Origin of the sequence: Corallococcus exiguus (genome assembly GCF_009909105.1) — a bacterium.
Lineage (GTDB): Bacteria > Myxococcota > Myxococcia > Myxococcales > Myxococcaceae > Corallococcus > Corallococcus exiguus.
The window spans coordinates 102,120-124,007 of sequence record NZ_JAAAPK010000011.1; the positions used below are offsets into that span (position 1 = coordinate 102,120).

Annotated in this window: 19 protein-coding genes; 16 read left to right on the forward strand and 3 right to left on the reverse strand. The window is 69.3% G+C overall.

All coding sequences use genetic code 11. The annotated features are described in order from the left end of the window. Positions 1–30 precede the first annotated feature (30 nt). From GTZ93_RS33270 to GTZ93_RS33285, 4 genes are all read left to right on the forward strand, one after another. On the forward strand, positions 31–2,259 hold the full coding sequence (locus GTZ93_RS33270) for a S9 family peptidase (protein ID WP_139916206.1): 2,229 nt from the start codon (positions 31–33) through the stop codon (positions 2,257–2,259). Positions 2,260–2,274: 15 nt separating this feature from the next. After that, positions 2,275–2,844, forward strand: a complete 570-nt coding sequence (locus GTZ93_RS33275) for an imm11 family protein (protein ID WP_139916205.1) — start codon at positions 2,275–2,277, stop codon at positions 2,842–2,844. A 115-nt stretch (positions 2,845–2,959) separates the two neighbouring features. Continuing rightward, a complete protein-coding gene (locus GTZ93_RS33280) occupies positions 2,960–3,904 on the forward strand; it encodes a PAS domain-containing protein (RefSeq protein ID WP_257979043.1) in 945 nt (314 codons plus the stop codon). 65 nt (positions 3,905–3,969) lie between these two features. After that, positions 3,970–4,443, forward strand: coding sequence for a TfoX/Sxy family protein (locus GTZ93_RS33285; protein ID WP_139916204.1), 474 nt, complete (start codon positions 3,970–3,972; stop codon positions 4,441–4,443). On the opposite strand, the gene GTZ93_RS33290 is transcribed toward GTZ93_RS33285, so the two are convergent. After that, positions 4,430–6,073, reverse strand: coding sequence for an AMP-binding protein (locus GTZ93_RS33290; RefSeq protein ID WP_139916203.1), 1,644 nt, complete (start codon positions 6,071–6,073; stop codon positions 4,430–4,432). The two genes, GTZ93_RS33285 and GTZ93_RS33290, sit on opposite strands and share 14 nt — an antisense overlap. Before the next feature lie 261 nt (positions 6,074–6,334). Here GTZ93_RS33290 and epsC point away from each other — a divergent pair, with 261 nt between their 5' ends. Both epsC and cysK read left to right on the forward strand, forming a co-directional pair. Continuing rightward, positions 6,335–7,180, forward strand: a complete 846-nt coding sequence (gene epsC / locus GTZ93_RS33295) for a serine O-acetyltransferase EpsC (RefSeq protein WP_139916202.1) — start codon at positions 6,335–6,337, stop codon at positions 7,178–7,180. A gap of 43 nt (positions 7,181–7,223) precedes the next feature. Then, entirely contained in the window at positions 7,224–8,144 is a 921-nt protein-coding gene (cysK, locus tag GTZ93_RS33300; protein WP_120576109.1) for a cysteine synthase A, read from the forward strand. Positions 8,145–8,175: 31 nt separating this feature from the next. Here the strand turns inward: cysK and GTZ93_RS33305 are convergent, their stop codons facing one another. Both GTZ93_RS33305 and GTZ93_RS33310 read right to left on the reverse strand, forming a co-directional pair. Continuing rightward, entirely contained in the window at positions 8,176–9,315 is a 1,140-nt protein-coding gene (locus GTZ93_RS33305; RefSeq protein ID WP_139916201.1) for an aminotransferase class V-fold PLP-dependent enzyme, read from the reverse strand. A gap of 58 nt (positions 9,316–9,373) precedes the next feature. Continuing rightward, entirely contained in the window at positions 9,374–10,024 is a 651-nt protein-coding gene (locus GTZ93_RS33310) for a hypothetical protein (protein ID WP_139916200.1), read from the reverse strand. A gap of 133 nt (positions 10,025–10,157) precedes the next feature. Here GTZ93_RS33310 and GTZ93_RS33315 point away from each other — a divergent pair, with 133 nt between their 5' ends. The 10 genes from GTZ93_RS33315 (at position 10,158) to GTZ93_RS33360 (ending at position 21,661) form a co-directional block, all read left to right on the forward strand. Continuing rightward, entirely contained in the window at positions 10,158–10,895 is a 738-nt protein-coding gene (locus GTZ93_RS33315; protein WP_257979042.1) for a TetR/AcrR family transcriptional regulator, read from the forward strand. An 87-nt stretch (positions 10,896–10,982) separates the two neighbouring features. Then, positions 10,983–12,221, forward strand: a complete 1,239-nt coding sequence (locus GTZ93_RS33320) for an acyl-CoA dehydrogenase family protein (protein WP_139916198.1) — start codon at positions 10,983–10,985, stop codon at positions 12,219–12,221. A gap of 2 nt (positions 12,222–12,223) precedes the next feature. After that, positions 12,224–13,303, forward strand: a complete 1,080-nt coding sequence (locus GTZ93_RS33325) for a phosphotransferase family protein (RefSeq protein ID WP_120576114.1) — start codon at positions 12,224–12,226, stop codon at positions 13,301–13,303. A gap of 1 nt (position 13,304) precedes the next feature. After that, entirely contained in the window at positions 13,305–13,997 is a 693-nt protein-coding gene (locus GTZ93_RS33330) for a histidine phosphatase family protein (RefSeq protein WP_139916197.1), read from the forward strand. A 27-nt stretch (positions 13,998–14,024) separates the two neighbouring features. Continuing rightward, positions 14,025–15,314: a LamB/YcsF family protein gene (locus tag GTZ93_RS33335; RefSeq protein ID WP_139916196.1), complete on the forward strand. Its 1,290-nt coding sequence runs from the start codon at positions 14,025–14,027 to the stop codon at positions 15,312–15,314. Positions 15,315–15,428: 114 nt separating this feature from the next. After that, entirely contained in the window at positions 15,429–16,355 is a 927-nt protein-coding gene (locus GTZ93_RS33340) for a 5-oxoprolinase subunit C family protein (RefSeq protein ID WP_139916195.1), read from the forward strand. Continuing rightward, a complete protein-coding gene (locus tag GTZ93_RS33345; protein ID WP_161663209.1) occupies positions 16,352–17,716 on the forward strand; it encodes a hypothetical protein in 1,365 nt (454 codons plus the stop codon). Before GTZ93_RS33340 ends, GTZ93_RS33345 begins: the two co-directional genes overlap by 4 nt. Before the next feature lie 399 nt (positions 17,717–18,115). After that, positions 18,116–18,838, forward strand: coding sequence for a hypothetical protein (locus GTZ93_RS33350; RefSeq protein ID WP_139916558.1), 723 nt, complete (start codon positions 18,116–18,118; stop codon positions 18,836–18,838). A gap of 327 nt (positions 18,839–19,165) precedes the next feature. Next, entirely contained in the window at positions 19,166–19,840 is a 675-nt protein-coding gene (locus tag GTZ93_RS33355; RefSeq protein ID WP_139916556.1) for a hypothetical protein, read from the forward strand. 225 nt (positions 19,841–20,065) lie between these two features. Then, positions 20,066–21,661, forward strand: a complete 1,596-nt coding sequence (locus GTZ93_RS33360) for a sigma 54-interacting transcriptional regulator (RefSeq protein ID WP_139916554.1) — start codon at positions 20,066–20,068, stop codon at positions 21,659–21,661. The last annotated feature ends 227 nt before the right edge of the window (positions 21,662–21,888 follow it).

A 21,888-nucleotide genomic window follows, 5' to 3' on the forward strand; every position in this document is an offset into this window, starting at 1 on the left:
TCCCTTCACCTCGTTCCTAAGAGAGTGCCCATGACGCCTTCCCTGCCCCGCCGTGGTGGACTCCTGTCGCGTGCGCGCCTCACGCTCCTCCTCGCGGGACTCGCCGTCCCCTGGCAAGCGGTGGGAGCCGAAGCCGGGGACGCCCTCCAGGCACGACTCGACTTCTCGGAGGCTTCGCTCCGCTGGCCGGACCGCATCCGGGACACCCTGACGCCGCCCCGGTGGCTGCCCGAGGGCGACCGCTTCGTGTACTGGTCCAGGGTCGAGCCCTACCGGGACACGTGGGTCTTGGTGGATGCGCGGCGCCGCACCCAGCAGCCCTTGATGGATTCGGAATCGCTGCGGTCGCAACTCACTGAGCTGTTCGGCAAGCCGATGACGTTGCCCGTCGTCATGCCTTTCACGCTCACCACGGATGCGAAGGGAATCGTCTTCACCGTCCAGGGCCGGGCCTTCTCCCTGGGCCTCACCGACAAGCGCCTCGTGGCGCTCGAACCCACGAATCCGGTCGCGATGTCGCTCGTGCCCGGCAACAGCCTGTCGCCGAACGGAGCGACGGTCGCGGTACAGCGGGACGAGGGGTTCGCCGTGGTGGACGCGAAGGGCGCGACCCGGCTGGAGCGGACCGGCACCGAGGACTCGCCCTGGCGGCTGCCCGAAGGCGCATGGTCTCCCCAGGGCCGGTTCCTCGCGGTCTGGCGCGACGACATGCGGGGCATGCACCGGATTCCGCTGGTCGACTACAGCACTCCCCTGGAGAAGGTGACGTGGGTCCCCTACTCCAAGACGGGCACTCCGCTGATGCGCTCGGAGCTGCACTTCGTGTCGGTGGAGTCGGGGCAGGTGACGCCCGCGCCCGGTGACGCGGTGGAGAGCTACGACTGGTTCGCGGGCTGGCGTCCGGACGGCAGCGAGGCGCTGGTGCTCCAGCTGTCTCGGGATGGCAAGCGGCTGGACCTGGTGGCGGTGGAGCCGGTGACGGGCAAGCGCCGCCGCGTGCTGAGGGAGGAGCGGAAGGAGACCTTCGTGGCGGCGCTGGAGTTCTCGGTGGGAGGATGGTCCCAGCAGGTGAAGCCGCTGCCAGACAACCAGCACTTCCTCTGGATGTCCGAGCGCGATGGCTGGCGTCATGTCTACCTGTATGACTATTCCGGCAGGCTCGTGCGCCAACTCACCCAGGGCGCGTTTCCGGTCCACACGGTGGCGGGCATCACACCGAAGTCAGACGCCTTCTTCGTCACCGCGTCCGCCGAGCCCGGAGCCCCCTATGACCGGTCGGTGTATCGGGCACGAATCGCAGGCGGGGCGCTGAAGCGACTGACGCCCGAGCCCGGACTTCACCGACCCGTGTTGGCCCCCTCCACGGGCTACTTCGTGGATGGACACTCCACACGGGAGCAGCCCAGGGTCTGGGACGTGGTGTCCACGGAGGGGCGCTCCTCCTTCCGCTACGCGAAGTCAGACACGAGCGCCCTGGCGGAGCTGCACTACACGCCGCCGGAAGGCATCACGGTCAAGGCCACGGACGGCGTCACACCCGTGTACGGCGCGCTGTACAAGCCGAGGGACTTCGATCCGAAGAAACGCTACCCGGTCATCGACGTCATCTACGCGGGGCCGTTCACGACGGTGGTGCCCTGGAGCTACGTGGGCCCGTATGAATCGATCATCGCGCACTCGCTGGCGCAGCTCGGGTTTATCGTGATGGTGCTGGACGCGCGAGGCACGCCAGGGCGGGGCAAGGCCTTCCAGGACGTGAACTATGGCCGCGTGGGCCAGACGGAGATTCCAGACCACGTCGCGGCGCTGAAGCAGGCAGGAGCCAGCCGGCCCTACATGGACCTGGAGCGGGTGGGCATCCACGGCCATTCCTGGGGTGGCTACTTCGCGCTGCGCGGCATGCTGACGGCGCCTGGGTTCTTCAAGGCAGGCTACGCCGGAGCACCGGGCGCCCTGACGGAAGAGGCCATCATCAACGAGCCGAACATGGGCCTGCTGGCGGACAATCCAGCGGGCTACGCGGCGGGCTCCAACGAAGCCCTGGCGGACAAGCTCCAGGGAGCGCTCAAGCTGATGCACGGAACGAGCGACGTGAACGCATCGCTGTCCACGACGATGCGGATGGCCCAGGCACTGGTGCGCGCGAACAAGCACTTCGACCTGTTGATCATGCCCGGCGAGGGACACGGCCCCGAAGGCAGGTACTACCGGGACGACGTGCGCCGCTTCTTCCTGCGGGAACTGGGTGAGCCCCGGTGAGGACGTGAGCAAGCCATGACTCCCCGATTCTTCGACCTCACCGAGGACGTTCAGGAAGGCATCTGGGTACTGGAGGTCCCCTGGAATGAGCTGCGTCAGGAAGAGGAAGACCCCTGGATGTTCACGAAGGGGAGTCGTGTCCAGGTGGAAGGACACCTGACCGTTCCCATCGGAGACCCCGGTCGTCCCCATGACTTCTGCCGGATTCCCTTTGGCCTGACGCCCGTCGTTCACGTCAAGCTTGCGAATGTGCTTCTGGAGCACGCAGCTAACGACGTGCAGCTCATCCCCGTCACCATCCCGAAGCACCCCGACCAGTACGCACTCCTCGTTGCCACGCAGCTCATTCGCTGCATCGACGAGAAGGCCTCCACGGCAGTTCGCCACTGGGAAGCCCAGCACGGCCGTCCGGAGAAGCTGGGCCAGTACCGCTCCGTCTACGGCATGCGCATCGACAAGTCGAAGGTGGGTGACGCGAAGATCTTCCGTCCCTGGGGCTGGAACGTCTCGCTCATCGTCTCCGAGGACCTGAAGACAGCCCTGGAGCGCACCGGCGCCACCGGCATGTACTTCACGGAGGTGTAATGCCCTCAACATCCGGGGCCCCCACCACCCCGGCGACAGCCATGCCCGGTGCTTCCCCCAGGTGGAGCGTTCACCTATGACGCCTTCCCGCAGGTGAACACCGGGGGCTGACCACGTGAATGCGGACGAACTGTTCGGCGGGCCCGGAGAGATGGCTGCCCGGATGCGCGAGAAGGACTGGGCGGCCACGCCGCTCGGTCCCGTGGAGGGCTGGCCCGTCTCCCTGCGGACCCTCGTAAAGACCCTGCTCCATTCGCTCCACCCCATGGTCCTCATGTGGGGCCCCCAGCTCCTCCAGCTCTACAACGACGCCTTCATGCCCAGCTTCGGCAGGGGGAAGCATCCCGAGGCGCTCGGGATGTCCGCCCACGAGGTCTGGCCGGAGGCCTGGCCCATCATCGGACAACAGCTGGAGGACGCGATGCGCGAGGGCAGGCCCAGCTGGAACGAGGACCAGCTCGTCCCCATCTTCCGCAACGGACGCGTCGAGAACGTCTACTGGACCTACAGCTACTCCCCCGCCTTCGGCGACGATGGGAAGGTCCACGGCACGCTGGTGGTCTGCACGGAGACCACCTCCCGGGTGCTCGGAGAACAAGCCCTGCAGCGCAGCCAGGAGCGGCTCCGCCGCGTCGTGGAGGCCTCCGGCGCGGGCACCTGGGAGCTGGACGTGCGCCGCGGCCAGATGCAGGTGGACGAGCGGATGGCCCAGCTCTTCGGCCTCCCGGAGCCGGGGATGTTCAGCCTGGAGCGGGTGCTCGACCGCGTCCACCTCGACGAGCGCGCGGCTCTGCGCGAAGGCATCGCCGCCACGCTCGCGGGAAGGACGCAGGGCCTCTACGTCGTGGAGCACCGTGTGGTGGAAGCCCAGGGACACCCCACCCGATGGATCGAGGTCCGCGGACAGGTGACCTTCGACGCCGAAGGCCGCGCCCTCCAGTTCGTCGGAACGGCGCTCGACATCAGCGACCGCAAGCAGGCCGAGGCGGACAGCCTGCACGCACGCCAGGAGCTCCAGGGGCTCCTCACGTCCCTCGGCGGCGGCACCACGTCCGGGTGAGCCTGCGCGACGAGGACTCCGAGCGCATCTTCCACTTCGTGCTGCCGTTGGACTAGGAGAGCCCCATGCCCCGCTCGGACAGCTTCATGGAGTACACGGTCGAATTGCTGAAACCGCTCGGCCCGGTGCAGGCCCGCTCGATGTTCGGCGGCTGGGGCCTGTACTTCGGCGGCCGGATGTTCGGCCTCATCATCCAGGGCCAGCTCTACCTGAAGACGGACGACGTCACCCGCCCCGACTTCGAGGCCGAGGGCTGCCGGCCCTTCATCTACCAGAGCCGGGGCAAGGAACAGCCCATGAGCTACTGGACGCCGCCCGCGGACGCCGAGGACGACGGCCGCCGGATGCTGCCCTGGGCCCGTCGCGCCGTGGACGCCGCCAACCGCGCCGCGATGAAGAAGGCCGCGAAGAAGGCACCGGCGGCGAAGAAGGCACCGGTGGCCAAGAAGCCCCCTGCCGCGAAGAAGGCACCGGCGGCCAGGAAGGCCGCCGCGAAGAAGAAGCCTGCCGCGAAGAAGAAGCCCGTCAGGCGGTCTTGATGTTGGCCACGTCGCCGAGCCCCAGCTCGGCGACGGAGACCTCGCGCATGCGGAACTTCTGCACCTTGCCGGTGACGGTCATCGGGAAGCTGTCCACGAACTTCCAGTGGCGGGGAATCTTGAACGTGGAGATGCGGCCGGTGCAGAACGCCGTCAGCGCCTCCACCGTGAGCGAGGCGCCGGACTTCAAGCGCACCCACGCCATCACCTCCTCGCCGTACTTCACGCTGGGCACGCCGATGACCTGCGCTTCGGAAATCTCCGGATGCGTGTGGAGGAACTCCTCCACCTCGCGCGGGTACACGTTCTCCCCGCCCCGGATGATCATGTCCTTGATGCGGCCGACAATCTTGACGTAGCCCTCCCCGTCCATGGTCGCCAGGTCACCGGTGTGCATCCACCCCGCCCGGTCGATGGCCGCCGCCGTGGCCGCCGCGTTCTCCCAGTACCCGAGCATCACGCTGTAGCCGCGCGTGCACAGCTCCCCCGGCTGCCCCTGCGGCACCACCGCGCCCGAGTCCGGGTCCACCACCTTCACCTCCAGGTGCGGATGCACGCGGCCCACCGTGGCCACACGCTTCTCCAGCGTGTCATCCAGCGGGTTCTGCGTGGACACGGGCGACGTCTCCGTCATGCCGTAGCAGATGGTGACCTCCCCCATGTGCATCCGCGACTGCACCTGCTTCATCACCTCCACCGGACACGGCGAGCCCGCCATGATGCCGGTGCGCAGCGTGCGCAGGTCGAACTCGCCGAAGCGCGGGTGGTCCAGCTCCGCGATGAACATCGTGGGCACGCCGTAGAGCGACGTGCAGCGCTCGGCCTGCACCGTCTGGAGCACCGCCAGTGGGTCGAACGCCTCGCCCGGAATCACCATGGCCGAGCCGTGCGACGTGCAGGCCAGGTTGCCCATCACCATGCCGAAGCAATGGTAGAAGGGCACCGGGATGCACACGCGGTCCTCCGGCCCGTAGCGCAACACCTCGCCCACGAAGAAGCCGTTGTTGAGCACGTTGTGGTGAGACAGCGTCGCGCCCTTCGGGAAGCCCGTGGTGCCGGACGTGTACTGGATGTTGATGGGGTCGTCGAACTGGAGCGACAACTCCCGCGCCTCCAACACGTCGTCGCCGATGTTCGCGCCGCCCTTCACCAGCCGGTCCCAGTCCGAGTCCAGCACCAGCGCCTCGCGCAGGCCCGCGCACCGGGGCCGCACCTCCGCCAGCATCTGGGTGTAGTCCGTCTGCCGGAAGCCCTTCGCCAGCAGCAACACGCTCACGCCCGCCTGGTTGAGCGCGTACTCCAGCTCCGACGTGCGGTAGGCGGGGTTCAGGTTGACCAGGATGGCGCCCGTGCGCGCGAGCGCGTACTGCGACACGGTCCACTCGAAGCGGTTGGGGGACCAGAGCCCCACCCGGTCCCCCTTCTGGATGCCCAGCGCCAGCAGGCCCTTGGCCACCGCCGTCGTCGCGTCCCAGAACTGCCGCCAGGTGACGCGGTAGTTCTGCGATGCCACCACCAGCGCCTCGCGGTCGCCGTAACGCTCGACGGTGCGGCGCAGGTTCTGACCGATGGTCTCCCCCAGCAGCGGGGTGGTGCTGGTGCCGTGGGCATAGGACAGGGCGGTCGTCATCCCTTCATCGTCCCCAGGGTGCTTCGGGTCGGCAAGCACCGGCGTGGAGCGGAATCCGCTGTGAACCACCGTGGCGCCCCGCGCCCTGCCCCCTGGACGACCGGACAGCCGCGACGTTTTCCCGCCGACGGCATCCACGTCCACACCCCAGCCGTTACGCCCCGGCATGCCGGGAAAAGACCAATCCCGCCTCCATCAGCGTTTCGGACGGCGGAAACAAAGAAAACGCCGTCACGGCACGCTATTCTGACGCAACGCCCCATGGACGATCCGAACGCCCGATTGGTTGCCACCCTGCTGGAGGCGCGGCAGCGCCACTGCTTCCCCCCGGACGTGCGCAAGGCGGCGCCGGAGTTCGTCGCGCAGGTGCTGGGGTTGCTCTTCCCCCACTTCGCGGAGCGGCTGGAGTGCAACGCCGCCGCCGTGCGCCGGGACGTCACCGCCGTGGAGGCGAGCCTCCAGCGCATCCAGTCGCTGCTCGCGCCGCACTACCCCGTCTCGGACGCGGGCATGTCCTCGCGCTTCATGGCGAAGCTGCCGGACCTCTATGAGTGGCTCCAGCAGGACGCGCGCGCCATCTTTGAAGCGGATCCCGCGGCGCGCAGCGTGGACGAAGTCGTCCTCACCTACCCGGGCTTCTACGCCATCGCCATCTACCGCGTGGCGAACGCGCTGCACCGGCTGAACTTCCCCCTGCTGCCGCGCCTGCTCACCGAGTACGCCCACCAGCGCACCGGCGTGGACATCCACCCGGGCGCCACCATCGGCCGCAAGTTCGTCATCGACCACGGCACGGGCCTGGTCGTCGGCGAGACGACGGTGATTGGCGACAACGTGAAGCTCTACCAGGGCGTCACGCTGGGCGCGCTGATGGTGGAGAAGGCGCTGGCGGACCGGAAGCGCCACCCCACCATCGAGGACGACGTGGTGGTGTACGCGAACGCCACCATCCTCGGAGGCGGCACCGTGGTGGGCAAGGGCAGCATCATCGCCGGCAACGCGTGGCTCACGCAGAGCGTGCCCGCCCAGTCCGTCGTCACCCGCCGCAGCGAGGTGCGCGCGCGCCACGGCGAAGAGGGCCTGGACGTCCTCGACTACCAGATTTGAGCTTCCCCCACGCAGTGCCCGTTCCCCATTCACAGGAGACGCCATGAAGGTCGACAACATCCTGCAGACCATTGGCAACACGCCGCACGTGCGCATCAACCGGCTGTACCCGTCGCGCGTGACGGTGCACCTGAAGCTGGAGCGCGCCAACCCGGGCGGCAGCATCAAGGACCGCATCGGCCTGGCGATGATTGAGGACGCGGAGAAGAAGGGCATCCTCAAGGAGGGCAGCGTCATCATCGAGCCGACGAGCGGCAACACCGGCATCGGCCTGGCCATGGTCGCCGCGGTGAAGGGCTACAAGCTCATCCTGGTGATGCCGGAGTCCATGAGCATCGAGCGCCGCCGCGTGCTGGCCGCCTACGGCGCCCAGTTCGACCTGACGGAGCGCGCCAAGGGCATGAAGGGCGCCATCGCCCGCGCCCAGGAGCTCGTCGCGCAGACGCCCAACGCGTGGATGCCCCAGCAGTTCGAGAACGAGTCCAACATCGAGGTCCACAAGCGCACCACCGCGCAGGAGATCCTGAACGACTTCCCGGACGGGCTGGACTACCTCATCACGGGCGTGGGCACCGGCGGCCACATCACCGCGTGCGCGGAAGTGCTCAAGGCGAAGTGGCCCAAGCTGAAGGTGTTCGCGGTGGAGCCGGTGAAGTCCCCCGTCATCAGCGGCGGCCAGCCGGGCCCGCACCCCATCCAGGGCATCGGCGCGGGCTTCATCCCGAAGAACCTGCACACGGAGGCCCTCGACGGCACCATCCAGGTGGATGAGAAGGACGCCTTCGAGTTCGCCCGCCGCTCCGCGCGCGAAGAGGGCATCTTCGTGGGCGTGTCCTCCGGCGCCTCGCTGTCCGCGGTGAACCAGAAGCTGGCGGAGATGCCGGACGGCAGCCGCGTGCTCGCCTTCTGCTACGACACCGGCGAGCGCTACCTCTCCGTGGAGAACCTCTTCCCCGCGCAGTAGCCGTCGTCGTGCCCTCCGGTCCGGGTGAAACTCACCCGGGCCGGTACGCGCGCACCAGCTCCACCAGCCGGTCCATCTCCTCGTGCGTGTTGTAGAAGTGCGGCGACAGGCGGATGCGCCCGCGCCGGACGGAGTGGGACACCGTCTTCTCCGCCAGGTACGCGCTGAGCGCCCGGACGTTCGCGCCCGGCGGCAGGAAGGTGAGGATGCCCGCACGGTCCTTCGGCTCGGGGCCCACGTCGCAGCCCAGGTCGCGCAGGCCCGTGTCCAGCCGGGCCAGCAGCTCGCCAATCCGCGCGCCGATGGCGTCCGTGCCCACCTCCAGCAGCAACTCCAGCGCGGCGCCCATCGCGTAGATGCCGGGGTACGCGGCGCTGCCCTCCTCGAACTTCGCCGCGTCCGCGCGCAGCTCGAAGTGCGAGCGGTTGAAGTTCCACGCGTCCGTGGTGCTGCGCCAGCCCACCAGCGCGGGCCGCACGCGCGGCAGCACGTCCTTCGCCACGTACAGGAAGCCGATGCCGGAGATGCCCAGCATCCACTTGTGGCTGTCCGCGCTGAGGAAGTGCACGCGGCTCTTCTTCACATCCACGGGGATGCAGCCCACGCTCTGGATGCCGTCCACGCACAAGAGCACGCCGTTGCGCTCACACACTTCGCCCAGCGCATCCAGGTCCGTGCGGTGGCCCGTGGCGAATTGCACCGACGACACCGCCACCAACCGCGTGCGCGGAGTGAGCACGGACGCCACGGCCTCCGGCGTCACGCCGCCATTCGGGGTGGGAATCTCACGGACCTCCACGCCCCGGGTCTTGAGGTGCAGCCACGGGTAGACGTTGGACGGGTACTCGAGGCTCGTGGCGACGGCGACCTCGTCCCCGGGCTTCCAGTCCAGGCCTTCCGCCACCAGCCCCAGTCCATGGCTGGTGTTGCGCACGAAGGCCACCTCTTCCGGTGACGCGCCGATGATGCGCGCCGCGAGTCCGCGCACCTTCTCGCTCTGGGCCTCCCAGCCGCGCTCGTTCAGGACGCCGTGATTCACCACGTCGTCCATCCAGGCCTTCACCGCGGCGGCGGCACGCGTGCTGGTGGGCGCGACCCCGGCGTGGTTGAGGTAGAGCTGTTCCTTCAGGACGGGGAACTCGGCGCGGTAGGACTCGAACGAGACGCTCATGGGTGGCGAGTGTAGCCACCCCTCCACCGCTCACGACACGCGCCGTAGGCCCCGTCGACTACAGGACGACCAGCAGGCCCAGCGACGCCGTGGGGTACACCGTGCGCAGGCCCAGGTTGCTGGAGCCCACCTGGAGCTCGCGCACGTCCGTGAAGGTGAAGCCCGGGCCCGCCCGCGCCGACAGGCCCACGCGCCCGGAGCCCGGCCGCCACATCACGCCCAGCGTCGGCTCCAGGAAGGCCGTCGTCGTGTAGTCCTTGCGGTCCGGCATCGCCGCGCCGTCCGGGCGCGCGACGAACTCCTCCAGGCCCAGCGTCATCCCCACGAACGGACGCACCGTGCCGTCCGCCAGGAAGGCCAGCGTGTAGCGGCTGTCCACGCCCACTCCGAAGTTGAGCTTCACGTCGGTGCCACCCACGTTGGAGAAGCGCGCCTTCGCCCCCAGCGACCGGTTCCACCCGCCCGCTCGCCCCAGGAGGCCGAACGCGAACCGCGAATCCCTCGACGGCGCGACCTCCGCCCGGATGCCGTACAGCGAGCCGTCCAGCGCGGGCGGCTGCAGCTCCAGCAGGAACGCTCCGCGCCGCTGCTGCTCCTGCCCCGTGGACGAGGACGCCATGTCCTGGGCCATCGCCGGCACCGACACCAACGCCGCACCCACCGCCATCGCCTTCACCCACTGCATCGACCGCTTGGACTCGACTCGCATGGCCCGTCTCCCTCGGTTTAGCCGGACGACTAACTTAGTCACACGACTAACTAAGACCGACAACGCGGGATGTCAAGCCGACGAGCGGTCGCCGCCCTTGCGGGGGTGGGAGGCGGTGCCCTATGGGTCTGGGATGCCATCCCCCCGCCGTGGCAAGACGCCGCCTCCCCCCGCTGCTCCGGAGCCTGACGCCCGGGCGCGCCTCATCGCCGCCGGCCAGCGCGTGTTGGGGGAGCGCGGCTACGACGCCGCCACGGTGAAGGAGGTGGCTCGCGAGGCCGGGGTGAACCAGGGCCTGGTGCACTACTACTTCGGCAGCAAGGACGCGCTGCTGCTGGCCGTCACCCAGGAGGCGAGCCGGCAGTACCTGTCGGAGCTGGAGCGGCTGCGCGCGCAGACCCCGGCGGAGGAGCTGGCGCAGACGGCCTTTACCTGGGGTGAGAAGCTGGCCACGGACGCGCCGGGAACGTGCCGGTTGCGTTACGAGCTGTTCGCGCTGGGCCTGCGCAACCGGGAGCTGACGCCCGCCGTCGCGCAGCTGTTGGGCCAGGGCGACGAGGAAATCGCCCGCACCGTGGCGCACGTGCGCACGGGTCACGACTCGGCCCCCACCGCCGAGGACCTGCACTACGCGGTCATCATCAAGGCGTGCGTGGACGGGCTCGCGCTGCACCACCAGTTAGACAAGAGCTTCGACCCGCTGCCCGTGTACGCGCTGCTGCGGCGGATCATGCTCGCGAGCATCGAGCAGCCCGCCCCGCCTCGCGCACCCGCGCGCAAGCCGAAGGCCCAGGGCCGTCGCGGAACGCGTTCGCCACGCGGAACGCGCTCGTCACGTACGCGCAAGGCGCCGGCTCCTCGCCGCCGCTGAAGGCAGCGGCCAGGCCAGCGCCAGCCCCAGAACAGACATTCAACATTCAGTGGCATCGCCAACCCGGCGGGGCGCAGGATGCCCCGCATGGACTTCCAGCCTTCCGCCAGGACGACCGAATACCTGGAGCGCGTGAAGCGCTTCATGGCTGACCACATCGAGCCGGTGGAGGGCGAATACCTCCGGGCCCTGCACGCGATGGAGGCCGGTGGGGATTGGCGCCAGTGGAAGGTGCCGCCCGTGATGGTGGAGCTCAAGGCCCGCGCGAAGGCCGCGGGGCTGTGGAACCTCTTCCTCCCGGACGCGAAGCTGGGCGCGGGCCTGAGCACGCTGGAGTACGCGCCGCTCGCGGAAGCCATGGGCCGCAGCTTCATGGCGCCGGAGGTCTTCAACTGCAGCGCCCCCGACACCGGCAACATGGAGGTGCTCTGGCGCTACGGCTCGCCGGAGCAGCAGGAGCAGTGGCTGAAGCCGCTGCTCGCGGGCGACATCCGCTCGGTGTTCTGCATGACGGAGCCGGACGCCGCGTCGTCGGACGCCACCAACATGCAGGCCACCGCCGAAGTGGACGGCGACCACGTCGTGCTCAACGGCAAGAAGTGGTGGTCCAGCGGCCTGGGCCACCCCAACGCGAAGGTGGCCATCTTCATGGGCCGCACGTCGCAGGCGGGCGCGGACCGCCACCACCAGCACTCCATGGTCCTGGTGCCCATGGACGCGCCGGGCGTCGAAATCATCCGCATGCTGCCCGTGTACGGCGACCATGACGCCCCGCATGGCCACGGCGAGGTGCACTTCCACAACGTGCGGCTGCCGGTGTCCGCGCTCATCTCCGGGCCGGGCATGGGCTTTGAAATCGCGCAGGGCCGCCTGGGCCCGGGCCGCATCCACCACTGCATGCGCTGCATCGGCGCGGCGGAGCGGGCGCTGGAGTTGATGATCGACCGGGGCATGAACCGCACCGCGTTCGGCAAGCCGCTCATCAACCTGGGCGGCAACCGCGAGCGCGTGGCGGAGGCGCGCATCGCCATCGACCAGGCGCGCCTGCTCACGCTGTACGCGGCGTGGAAGCTGGATGACGTGGGCGCGATGGGCGCGATGACGGAGATTTCAGCCATCAAGGTCGTGGCGCCCAACGTGCTCCAGAAGGTGGTGGACGACGCCATCCAGTTGCATGGCGGCGCGGGTGTGTCTCGCGACACGCCGCTCGCGGGCTTCTTCGCGCAGGCGCGCAGCCTGCGCATCGCGGATGGCCCGGACGAAGTGCACAAGGGCGTCATCACCCGCATCGAGCTCGCCAAGCGCGGCTTCAGCAAGGGAGGTTGAACATGACGGCTCCGGTCTCCATCCCGCTGGACGAGGGCAAGGCCGTGCGCTCCGGCGAGGCGCTGGACGTGCCCGCGGTGGACGCGTGGCTGAAGGCCCAGGTGCCTTCGCTCCAGGGCACGCCGGAGGTGACGCAATACACGGGCGGCGCCTCCAACTGGACCTACCGGCTCAAGTACGAGAACCGCGACCTCATCCTGCGCAGGCCGCCCTCGGGCACCAAGGCGAAGTCCGCGCACGACATGTCGCGCGAGTACACGGTGCAGCAGGCGCTCAAGCCCGTGTACCCGGTGGTGCCCACCATGGTGGGGCTGTGCCAGGACCCGGCCGTGCTGGGCGCGGAGTTCTATGTGATGGACCGCATCCCCGGTCTCATCCCGCGCAAGCACCTGCCCAAGGGGCTGGACCTGGACAAGGCCCGCACGCGCCAGCTGTGCCTCAACGTGGTGGATCAGCTCATCGCGCTGCACGGCGTGGACGCGCAGGCGGTGGGCCTCCAGTCGCTGGGCAAGGGGCCGGGCTATCCGCAGCGGCAGATCTCCGGCTGGTCCGACCGCTACGAGAAGGCGCGCACCTGGAACGTGCCCCGCATGAAACACACGCGCGAGTGGCTGGCCGCGCACGTGCCGCCGGACATCAAGACGTGCGTCATCCACAACGACTGGCGCTTCGACAACGTGGTGCTCAAGCCGGAGGACCCCACGCAGGTCATCGGGGTGCTGGACTGGGAGATGGCCACGCTGGGCGACCCGCTGATGGACCTGGGCAACACGCTGGCCTACTGGGTCCAGGCGGATGACGACGCCTTCCTGCGCATGACGCGAAGGCAGCCCACGGACCTGCCCGGCATGCTCACGCGCGAGGAGGTGGTGGCGTACTACCTGGAGCGCACCGGCCTGAAGCCCGCCAACTGGACCTTCTACGAGGTCTACGGCGTGTTCCGGCTCGCGGTCATCGCGCAGCAGATCTACTACCGCTACCACCACAAGCAGACGCGCAACCCGGCGTTCAAGAACTACTGGCTCATCGTCAACTACCTGGCCTACCGCTGCCGGCAGCTCATCAAGAAGGCGGGGGGCTGAGATGGGCGCGCTCTACCTCATCCGCCACGGTCAGGCGTCCTTCGGCGCGAAGGACTACGACAAGCTGTCGGACGTGGGCGTGCAGCAGGCGCGCGTCCTGGGCGAAGCGCTGCGCACGCGGCTGCCGAAGGTGGACGCCGTGGTGACGGGCACGATGCTGCGCCACCGCGAGACGGCGGACGCGTGCCTCCAGGCGCTGGGCCAGCCGGTGGAGCCCGTGCGGACACCCGGGTTCAACGAGTTCGACCACGAGGAGGTCGTGCACCGGCACACGCCGCGCTACGCGGACTTCGCCGTGCTGCGCGAGGAACTGGCCACGATGAAGGACCCGCGCCGCGCGTACCAGGACCTGTTCACCCAGGCCGTGGGGCGCTGGGTCGCGGGCGGACACGACAGTGAGTACCGGGAGTCGTGGAGCGCGTTCAAGGCGCGCTGCCTGGAGGCGCTGGCGGCGCTGGTGGCTTCGCTGGGGCCCTCCAGGACGGCGCTGGTGTTCACTTCCGGCGGCCCCATCACGGCCATCAGCCAGGACCTGCTGGGCATCCCGGACGAGCACGCGTTCCGGACGAACTGGACGCTGGCGAACTGTGGAATCACGAAGGTCATCTACAGCGAGCGGGGCCGGTATCTGTCCACTCTCAATGAGCATGGACACTTCGAGGGCGAACACCGCGCGCTCATCACCTACCGCTGAGGTGGTGGGCTCGCGTAGCGTGAGCCCATGACGCGGTGCCTGCTCAACATCGACCTGGGGGAGCTGCCCGGGGAGGACGAACAGCTCTACGCGCTCGCGCACCTGGCGAACATCGCCTGCGGAGGCCACGCGGGGGATGCGGCGTCCATGCGGCGGGCGCTGGAGCTGTGCGAGCGCCACGGCACGCTGGCGGGCGCGCATCCGTCCTACGCGGACCGGGAGAACTTCGGGCGCAAGGCGCTGGACGTGGCACCGAAGGTGCTGCGCGCGCAGGTGGCGGAGCAGTGCGGACAGCTGGCCACGCTGGCCCGCGAGCGCGGAGTGCTGGTGCGGCATGCGAAGCCGCATGGAGCGCTGTACCACGCGGCCAACAAGTCCCCGGAGCTGGCGCGCGCGGTGGTGGACGGCGTGGTGGAGGCCCTGGGGACGGACGTCACGTTCGTGGGGCCCGGCACTGGAGCGTTGAGGGACGCGGCGCGGGCGGCGGGGCTCGGGTATGCGCGCGAGGGCTTCGCGGATCGGGGCACGTTGCCGGACGGTTCATTGATTCCACGAGGCCAGCCCGGCGCGGTGCTGACGGACGTGGCTCAGGCGCGCGAGAACACGGTGCGGCTGGCCACGGGCGGCACGGTGGACACGCTGTGCGTGCACGGCGACACGCCGGGCGCGGTGGTGCTGGCCCGCGAGGTGCGCGCGATGCTGGACGCGCTGGAGCAGCCACCGGAGCCGCTGGGAGACAGCGCGCTGCGGCTGGTGTTGCCGGAGGCCGTGGACCGGGGCCTGGCGCGCGCAGCCCTGTCCGCGCTGCCGGGCGTGCGAGACGCGGTCATCACCGAGTCCCACGCCTGCGTGTACTTCGACCCGGAGACACCGCCTGAGTCTCCGGCGCTCGTGCTGACGAGGCTGCGCGTGGCACCGGTCACGCACGTGGAGCATCCGCTCATCCGAATCCACGTGCGCTACGACGGCGAGGACCTGGCGAAGGTGGCCGAACACGCGGGCCTGTCCGTGGAGGAAGTGGTGCGGCGGCACACGGCCCGCGAGTACAGGGTGCGCTGCGTGGGCTTCCTGCCGGGCTTCGCGTACCTGGGGGATGTGGATCCGACCATCGCGTGTCCCCGCCTGCCGGTGCCGCGCACGCGGGTGCCAGCGCTCGCGGTGGGCATCGCCGGGAAGCGCACGGGCGTGTATCCGTTCGCGTCGCCTGGAGGCTGGAACCTCGTGGGCACCGCGCTGGACTTCACCGCGTTCGACCCCAAGCGAGGCACGGAACTCCAGCTGGGAGCCCGCGTGCGCTTCGAGCGGGTGGAGACATGACTGCGTTCCGCCCGACGCGGCTCCAAACCTGTCCGGCCAGAGCCGAGCCTTCTCATCCATGGGGACAGCACTCGTGTCCGAGAGCCTGGGCATGACCGCGCGGAGTGAAGAGGCATGAGCGCCTGTATCGAAATCGTCGGCCTGGGCGCCCCCGCCACCGTGCAGGACGGTGGACGGCCCGGCGTCATGCACCACGGCGTGCCGCCCGGCGGCGCGTGGGTGCCGGAGCTGCTCATCGCGGCGAACCGCGCGGTGGGCAATGCACCTGGAGCCGCGGCGCTGGAAGCCTTCGGCAGGCTGGAGCTGCGCGCCCGAGGCCGCGACGTGCGCGTGTCCGTGGATGGCGAAGCCCCCAACGTCCTCGCGGACGGCGACACGCTCACCCTGCCCGCGCCCACACGGCACTCCGTGCATTACGTGGCCGTGGACGGCGCGCTCGCCGTGCCCGAAGTCCTTGGCGGCCAGGGCACGCTGTGGGTGGCCCGCCTGGGTGGCTGGGAAGGCCGTCCCCTGCGCACCGGCGACCGGCTCCCGCTGGGCCCTCCCGCCACGCCGATTGCCGCTCCTTCCGAGGCCGACCTGTCACGTCTCACGGAGGCCCTGGACCCTTCCGCCCCGCTGCGCGTGCTCCTGGGCCCGGATGCGTCCCGCTTCAGCGACGCGGCCGTGGCGCTGCTCCTGGGCAGCACCTTCGCCGTGTCGCCCTCCAGCGACCGCGTGGGGCAGCGGCTGGACGGACCTCCCGTGCCCCACGGCGACGAGGGCGGGGGCACCTGCCGCCCCATGGTGCGCGGCGCCATCCAGGTCACGCTCTCCGGCACGCCCATCGTGATGGGCCCGGACCACCCCACCACCGGGGGCTACCCGCTCATCGCCGCGGTCATCCGCGCGGACTGGGGCCGCCTGGGGGCTCGCCGTCCAGGCGCCCCGGTGCGCTTCCAGGCCGTGACCCTGGAGGTCGCTCGCGACGCCTGGAGGACCCACCCCGCCCGGCCCACCGGGGCAACTTCAGACCCGTCCCGGCCGATACTGGGGGCATGACTCCTCCGAAGATTGGCCCGCGCCCCACCACCACGCCCCGCACGCCGGAGCCGGCCCTCCCGCCGCGCCCCCGCAACGAGGTGAAGCCCGGCGCCAACCAGGGGGCCTCCCTCTTCGAGTCGTCCACGGCCAAGAAGGCCCCGGTGGCCCTGTCCACCCCCGCCGCGGCCCCCCAGCAGGGCGGCCCGCGCCCCACGCCGGGCAGCTACCCCACCGCCGCGGACGTGGCGAACATCGCCGCGATGCAGGACCCCGTCACGCGCAACCTGGCCATCACCCAGGGCTACCACGACCTGTCCGACGCCATGGGCACGCTCCTGGGCAAGGAGAACGCCAACTGGTCCACCTTCGCCACCTGGGCCTCGAAGCAGGCCGGCGTGAGCATCCGCCAGGAGGACATGCCCAAGCCCTTCGTGGACGCCCTCAAGGGCGGCGGCGTCGTGGGCGAGGCCATGTCCAAGGTGGACGACCTGCTGCGCAAGCTGGGCCTGCCCGCCATGCCCACCGGCGACATCGCCAAGGCCGGCGCGGACGCGCTCAACAACGTCAGCAAGGCCATTGGCGACGGCAACCAGTTCGTCTTCAAGGAGGTGGGCCACGAGTTCGCCCGCTTCGTGGAGACCTTCCAGGGTGACACCCAGCTGGACCCCGCGAAGCTCCAGCAGTACCTGGACGGCTTCCCCTCGAACAAGCCGCTGCTCAAGGAGGCCTTCGGCACCTACGCGCAGGCCATGTTCGAGAAGGACCCGAACAAGAAGGCCGAGATGATGCTCCGGGCCAACGACACCGTGGGCCTGCACGAGCAGACCCAGCTCCAGGGCTTCGTGGAGAAGGCGCTCAACGCCCCGGTGAAGGAGATCTTCGCCAACATCCTCAAGAAGAGCATCGAGGCGGGCGCCAACGCCCTGCCCTTCCCCGCCAACCTCGCCGCCAAGGCCGCCATCAAGACGGGCGCGGTGGACCTCGTCGTCAACCCGCTGGTGGACAAGCTGGCCGGCGTGTTCCGGGGCATCGCCACCGAGCACATGATGAAGCTCGCGGTGCCCGGCGGAGCGCTGAAGCTGGGCAACGATTTGCCGCCCCCCGCCGGCATGGAGTCCACGCTCTTCCCGCCGCACCTGCGCACCCTCGAGGATCCGAAGCTGAAGGAGCTCCTGGGCCGGCTGGACAAGACGCCCGACAGCCTCACGGGCACCGCCGCGAAGGACTGGAGCAAGCTGGACCAGCGGATGAACTACATCGTGGACCTCTTCCGTTCGCGCCAGTCGGATCCACACCTCTTCGACCAGCCCTTCGGCAAGGAGGCCCACTACCCCGTGGCGCCGTCCAAGCCGCGCCCGGTCGCACCCGCGGTGTCGTAGTCCCTGCTCCTCCGATGTCGAAGTGGCTGCTGGCAACGGTGGCGCTGTCCCTCCCGGGCGTGGCGTGCTGAGCGGAGGGCGCGTCGTCCCAAGCACTGCAAGCTCGCCGCCTGCCTGCGTACGGGCGGACCCGCGCCCGTACGAATGCGCTTGAGCCCCGTCCCGCTTGATTCAGGGAGGCGGGGTTCGCGCGTTCACGCGTCGACGCGTGAATTCACGCGAGGACGGTGCGGCCTCACGCGTGAAACCCAGGCAGGGTGTCCACATGGCGTGCCAAATGCCTGGAATGACATGAACAATGATTTGGCATTGCGGTTGCTATGGACTGGATCGTCTCGGTTCGCGGCCCAGACAAGATGCCCGACCCCGCCGCGGCATGTCCCAGAAAGAGCTCCCACCATGACCACGTACAACATTGGCTTTGATTTCTCGTCGACCGAACAGACGGACATCCTGCAGAAGCTCCAGGCCCAGAACTACACGCTGCTGGGCTTCAAGGGCGCTCAAGGCCCCAACCAGCTCAGCGTCGGCGTCCCCACCTGGTTCTCCGTGCCGTTCGGCCACATCTTCGGCATGACCGACATCAACTACACGCCGGTCTACAAGATCTACGTGAGCACCCAGGCCACGATTGACGTGGAAACGACCATCCAAATGCAGAAGCTGTCGGAGAACCCGATTGAACTGGGCGACTCGCTGACGTTCAATGCGGACGGCACCTTCACGGCGGGAGGGGTCTCTGGGGTCGCCAAGGGCAGCATCGGCTTGTACAACAACCGCATCGGGGGTACGCCCCCGCTCACGGTCGGGCTGGCAGGTGAGGTGGAAACCCCGAGCGGGAAGAAGTACCTGCCGTTCTGCGCCTTCACCGTGAACCCGCAGAACTCGATCGCCATGACGCCGCTGGAGCAGATCCTGCTGGTGGCGGCCCAGAAGAACCTGAAGTCGGGCACCGTCCAGGCGACCGCGGCCGCGCCGGGGTGCACCTTCGCCTTCAGCGACTCGGCGGACACCTACCAGCTCATGGTGGAGGACAGCACCTTCAAGATCACCAACAGGCCCAAGGCCGCCCCCGTCACGCTCGTCACCTCAGGAAGCCTGATCAGCATGATCAACAAGTAGGCCCGCGGCGAACCGCCCGTGGCCCGCTTCAGTGGCCACGGGCCTCGTGCGCCCCCGTTGTCACGGCATTCCATGCCCATGCGCGTGAGCAAGCTCTTCATCGCCAGTAACGTCTGCATCCTGCTCAGGGGATCCAGCGCCTGCGCGCAGCCACCTGCCTCCCCTCCATCCCAGGATGCGCCTCCACTGTCGGTGATGGCGGGCCCCGCCCAGCCTCCACCCCTTGCGCCTGGAACGCGGAGTCGTCCTTCCGACGCCACGGATGCTGCCTGCTCGGCCTCTCCGGGCTCGCACCTGGGGACGAAACCGCTGAAGCTGAGGATCCAGATGGACATCGAGGGACGAAGATTCCTCTTGAGCACGGCACAGAGTGTCGTGATCACGTCGGCGGAGCCCTCCGACGGAGATACGGTTGTCATCCGCGACGCCTTCGTGCCCATCGCCGACGACTTGACGGTGACAGTCGAACCGGTTTCGTTGCTCTACATCACGCAGCGCCTCCATGGCGCTTTTGACAACATCAAAATCGCCCTGAGCGCTCCGATCCAGGCGGGACAGGGCTACGAATTCACAGGCAGCGCTGTCGTTGACGCCAGCACCCGTCTTCCGGGATACATCTCCGTCTACTATGACGCCCCCTCCAATGCGGACATGGCCGTAACGGTAGGGCTGGCAACCAAGGCCCGGGACGCTTCCACACCCCAGCCGATCAATCATTACGTCCTGCAACGCTTTGAGACGCGGGCAATCCCCATCCCAGGGCCATGCGTCCTGGTACTCATCGCAGGAGGCGTGCGGAGTGGCGAAACGCTTCCCATCAGCCTTCTGCGGCCCTCGAAAGCGGGCCAGGCGGTTTCCGGTGAAGCTCCGGCCGTGGCGCAGTCTCCCGGCGTGCCGATGTTGTCCAGGTACCTGCGAGTCGACCTGACCGCGTCAGAGCAGGCGGTGATCCACTTCGACCCAAGGCTCAACGCGTTCCAGTATGGACCTCAGCCCCATTGACAGGGTGTCTGGGTATTCCCACAGCAAAGTGAGCAGGAACAGGTCTCCCGCCGTCCGCATACGGCACCACCGGCGCGAGCCCCGGCGGTGGACACGGCCCCCGTGACACCCGGTGGGTAGCTGTCGTCCTGGGTGCCGAGCGACAACCTCTGGCGTTGCGCGTTTGTCCGGCACGCATCCGGGTCCGGGCAACACTGTGTAGACTGGCATTCCTCCAAACCCCCCATGCGACCGCCATCCTTTGTCGATGTCTCCACGGTCAACGTGCCGGAGCGTGACGCCGACGTGCCAGCCACCCGGCGCGTCCCCGCGCTGACGCTCGCGGTCCACCCACGGGTGGACCGTGTGGGTGAGCGCGCGCTCCTGTCCTCCGCGCCCGGCGAAGCGCAGGCCCTCTCCCGCACGGAGCCCCTCTTCCATCGCCCAGGCCAGTCAGGAGGGCGCCCGCTGGAGGATTCCTTCGTGAGCCGCAAGGCCGTGCGCCTCCAGGTCACCCCGGAAGGAGGGGTGCGCGTGGAGCCAGGCGAGGGCAGCCGGTTGCGGGTGGCGGAGCTGGTGCTGACGGGCCCCTGGGAGTTCTCCGCCGAGGAGGTCGCCACCGGCGTGCCGCTGGAGCTGGCGGGGCGGGTGGTGCTCCTGCTGCATGCGGCCTCGCCCGGAGAGGAGGGGGGCGACACGCTGGGCATGGTGGGCGCGAGCGCGGGCCTTCAACGCGTGCGCGCCCAGATTTCCCGGGTGGCGGACCTGAGCGTGCCCGTGCTCATCCGGGGCGAGACGGGCTCTGGCAAGGAGCTCATCGCCCGCGCCCTCCACCAGGCGAGCCCGCGCCGCCAGCAGCCGTTCGTGAGCGTGAACCTGGGCGCCATCCCTCGGGAGCTGGCCGCCTCGGAGCTCTTCGGCGCGCGCCGGGGTGCCTTCACCGGCTCCGTGCGGGACCAGGACGGCTTCTTCCAGGCGGCCCACGGCGGAACGCTGTTCCTCGACGAGGTGGGTGAGGCCTCCCCCGAGGTGCAGGTGATGTTGCTGCGCGTGCTGGAGACGGGGGAGGTGTACCGCGTGGGCGAGCGCGTACCGCTGGCCGTGGACGTGCGGCTCGTGGCCGCGACGGACGCCCTGCTGGAGCAGCAGATTCAAGAGGGCCGCTTCAAGGCGCCACTGCTCCACCGGCTCGCGGGCTTCTCCCTGAGCGTGCCGCCCCTGCGCGAGCGGCGCGAGGACCTGGGCCTGCTCCTCCACCATTTCGCGCGCGAGGAACGGGAGGCCATGGGCGAGCCGTGGCCCCCGTCATCCGGGGAGCCCTGGCTGCCCCCGGCGCTCGCCGTCCGCCTCCTGCGCCATGACTGGCCGGGCAACATCCGGCAGCTTCGCAACGTGGTGCGCCAGTTCGTCATTGGCAGCCGCGGCCAGTCCCACCCGCAGCTGGATGCGCAGCTCGACGCGGAGCTGCCCTCCATCACCCGCACGCCCATGGGAAGGCCTGCCGGGAAGCAGGCGACGGAGGGGCCCGCGCCAGCGTCCCCTCCCCTCCGGCGCCGGCCCTCGGAGATTCCGGAGGCGGAGCTGCTCACGGCACTGCGCGAGGGGGACTGGGACTTCCAGGCCGCCGCGGACCGGCTGGGCATCCACCGCACGTCCATCTACCACCTCATCGAGCGCAGCCCCGGCCTTCGCACGGCGGGGACGCTGGGCGCGGAGGAGCTCGCGCGGGTCCACGCCGCCACCGGGGGCAGGCTGGACGCCATGGTGCGCACGCTGGAGGTGTCCAAGCGGGCGCTCGCGCGGCGGCTCAAGGAATTGGGTTTGGATGTGCGTGAAGACTGACTCGTTCAGGAGGATGGCAGGTCTTGAAGAATGACAAAGGCAGGAGCGGGAAGCAGTGGCATTGCATTGCCGCGGCGGCAGGACTGCTGACTGCGGGGCTCCTCGTGGGGTGTCCCAACAGGAGGGTGGAGCGGTCGAGCGTGCCGCCCCCAACCTGCAATAACCACGTGGCCCTTGCGCGATCGGCGGCCATTGTCGTGGGTTGTGTCAAGGGTTGTCCGGGATTC

Coding starts and splice junctions, on each gene's coding strand:
- GTZ93_RS33305 (WP_139916201.1), bottom strand. CDS start 9,315: ATGAGCGTCTCGTTCGAGTCCTACCGCGCCGAGTTCCCCGTCCTGAAG.
- epsC (WP_139916202.1), top strand. CDS start 6,335: ATGGACGATCCGAACGCCCGATTGGTTGCCACCCTGCTGGAGGCGCGG.
- GTZ93_RS33310 (WP_139916200.1), bottom strand. CDS start 10,024: ATGCGAGTCGAGTCCAAGCGGTCGATGCAGTGGGTGAAGGCGATGGCG.
- GTZ93_RS33270 (WP_139916206.1), top strand. CDS start 31: ATGACGCCTTCCCTGCCCCGCCGTGGTGGACTCCTGTCGCGTGCGCGC.
- GTZ93_RS33275 (WP_139916205.1), top strand. CDS start 2,275: ATGACTCCCCGATTCTTCGACCTCACCGAGGACGTTCAGGAAGGCATC.
- GTZ93_RS33335 (WP_139916196.1), top strand. CDS start 14,025: ATGACGCGGTGCCTGCTCAACATCGACCTGGGGGAGCTGCCCGGGGAG.
- GTZ93_RS33355 (WP_139916556.1), top strand. CDS start 19,166: ATGGACATCGAGGGACGAAGATTCCTCTTGAGCACGGCACAGAGTGTC.
- GTZ93_RS33320 (WP_139916198.1), top strand. CDS start 10,983: ATGGACTTCCAGCCTTCCGCCAGGACGACCGAATACCTGGAGCGCGTG.
- GTZ93_RS33340 (WP_139916195.1), top strand. CDS start 15,429: ATGAGCGCCTGTATCGAAATCGTCGGCCTGGGCGCCCCCGCCACCGTG.
- GTZ93_RS33290 (WP_139916203.1), bottom strand. CDS start 6,073: ATGACGACCGCCCTGTCCTATGCCCACGGCACCAGCACCACCCCGCTG.
- GTZ93_RS33350 (WP_139916558.1), top strand. CDS start 18,116: ATGACCACGTACAACATTGGCTTTGATTTCTCGTCGACCGAACAGACG.
- GTZ93_RS33285 (WP_139916204.1), top strand. CDS start 3,970: ATGCCCCGCTCGGACAGCTTCATGGAGTACACGGTCGAATTGCTGAAA.
- GTZ93_RS33325 (WP_120576114.1), top strand. CDS start 12,224: ATGACGGCTCCGGTCTCCATCCCGCTGGACGAGGGCAAGGCCGTGCGC.
- cysK (WP_120576109.1), top strand. CDS start 7,224: ATGAAGGTCGACAACATCCTGCAGACCATTGGCAACACGCCGCACGTG.
- GTZ93_RS33345 (WP_161663209.1), top strand. CDS start 16,352: ATGACTCCTCCGAAGATTGGCCCGCGCCCCACCACCACGCCCCGCACG.
- GTZ93_RS33315 (WP_257979042.1), top strand. CDS start 10,158: ATGCCATCCCCCCGCCGTGGCAAGACGCCGCCTCCCCCCGCTGCTCCG.
- GTZ93_RS33360 (WP_139916554.1), top strand. CDS start 20,066: ATGCGACCGCCATCCTTTGTCGATGTCTCCACGGTCAACGTGCCGGAG.
- GTZ93_RS33330 (WP_139916197.1), top strand. CDS start 13,305: ATGGGCGCGCTCTACCTCATCCGCCACGGTCAGGCGTCCTTCGGCGCG.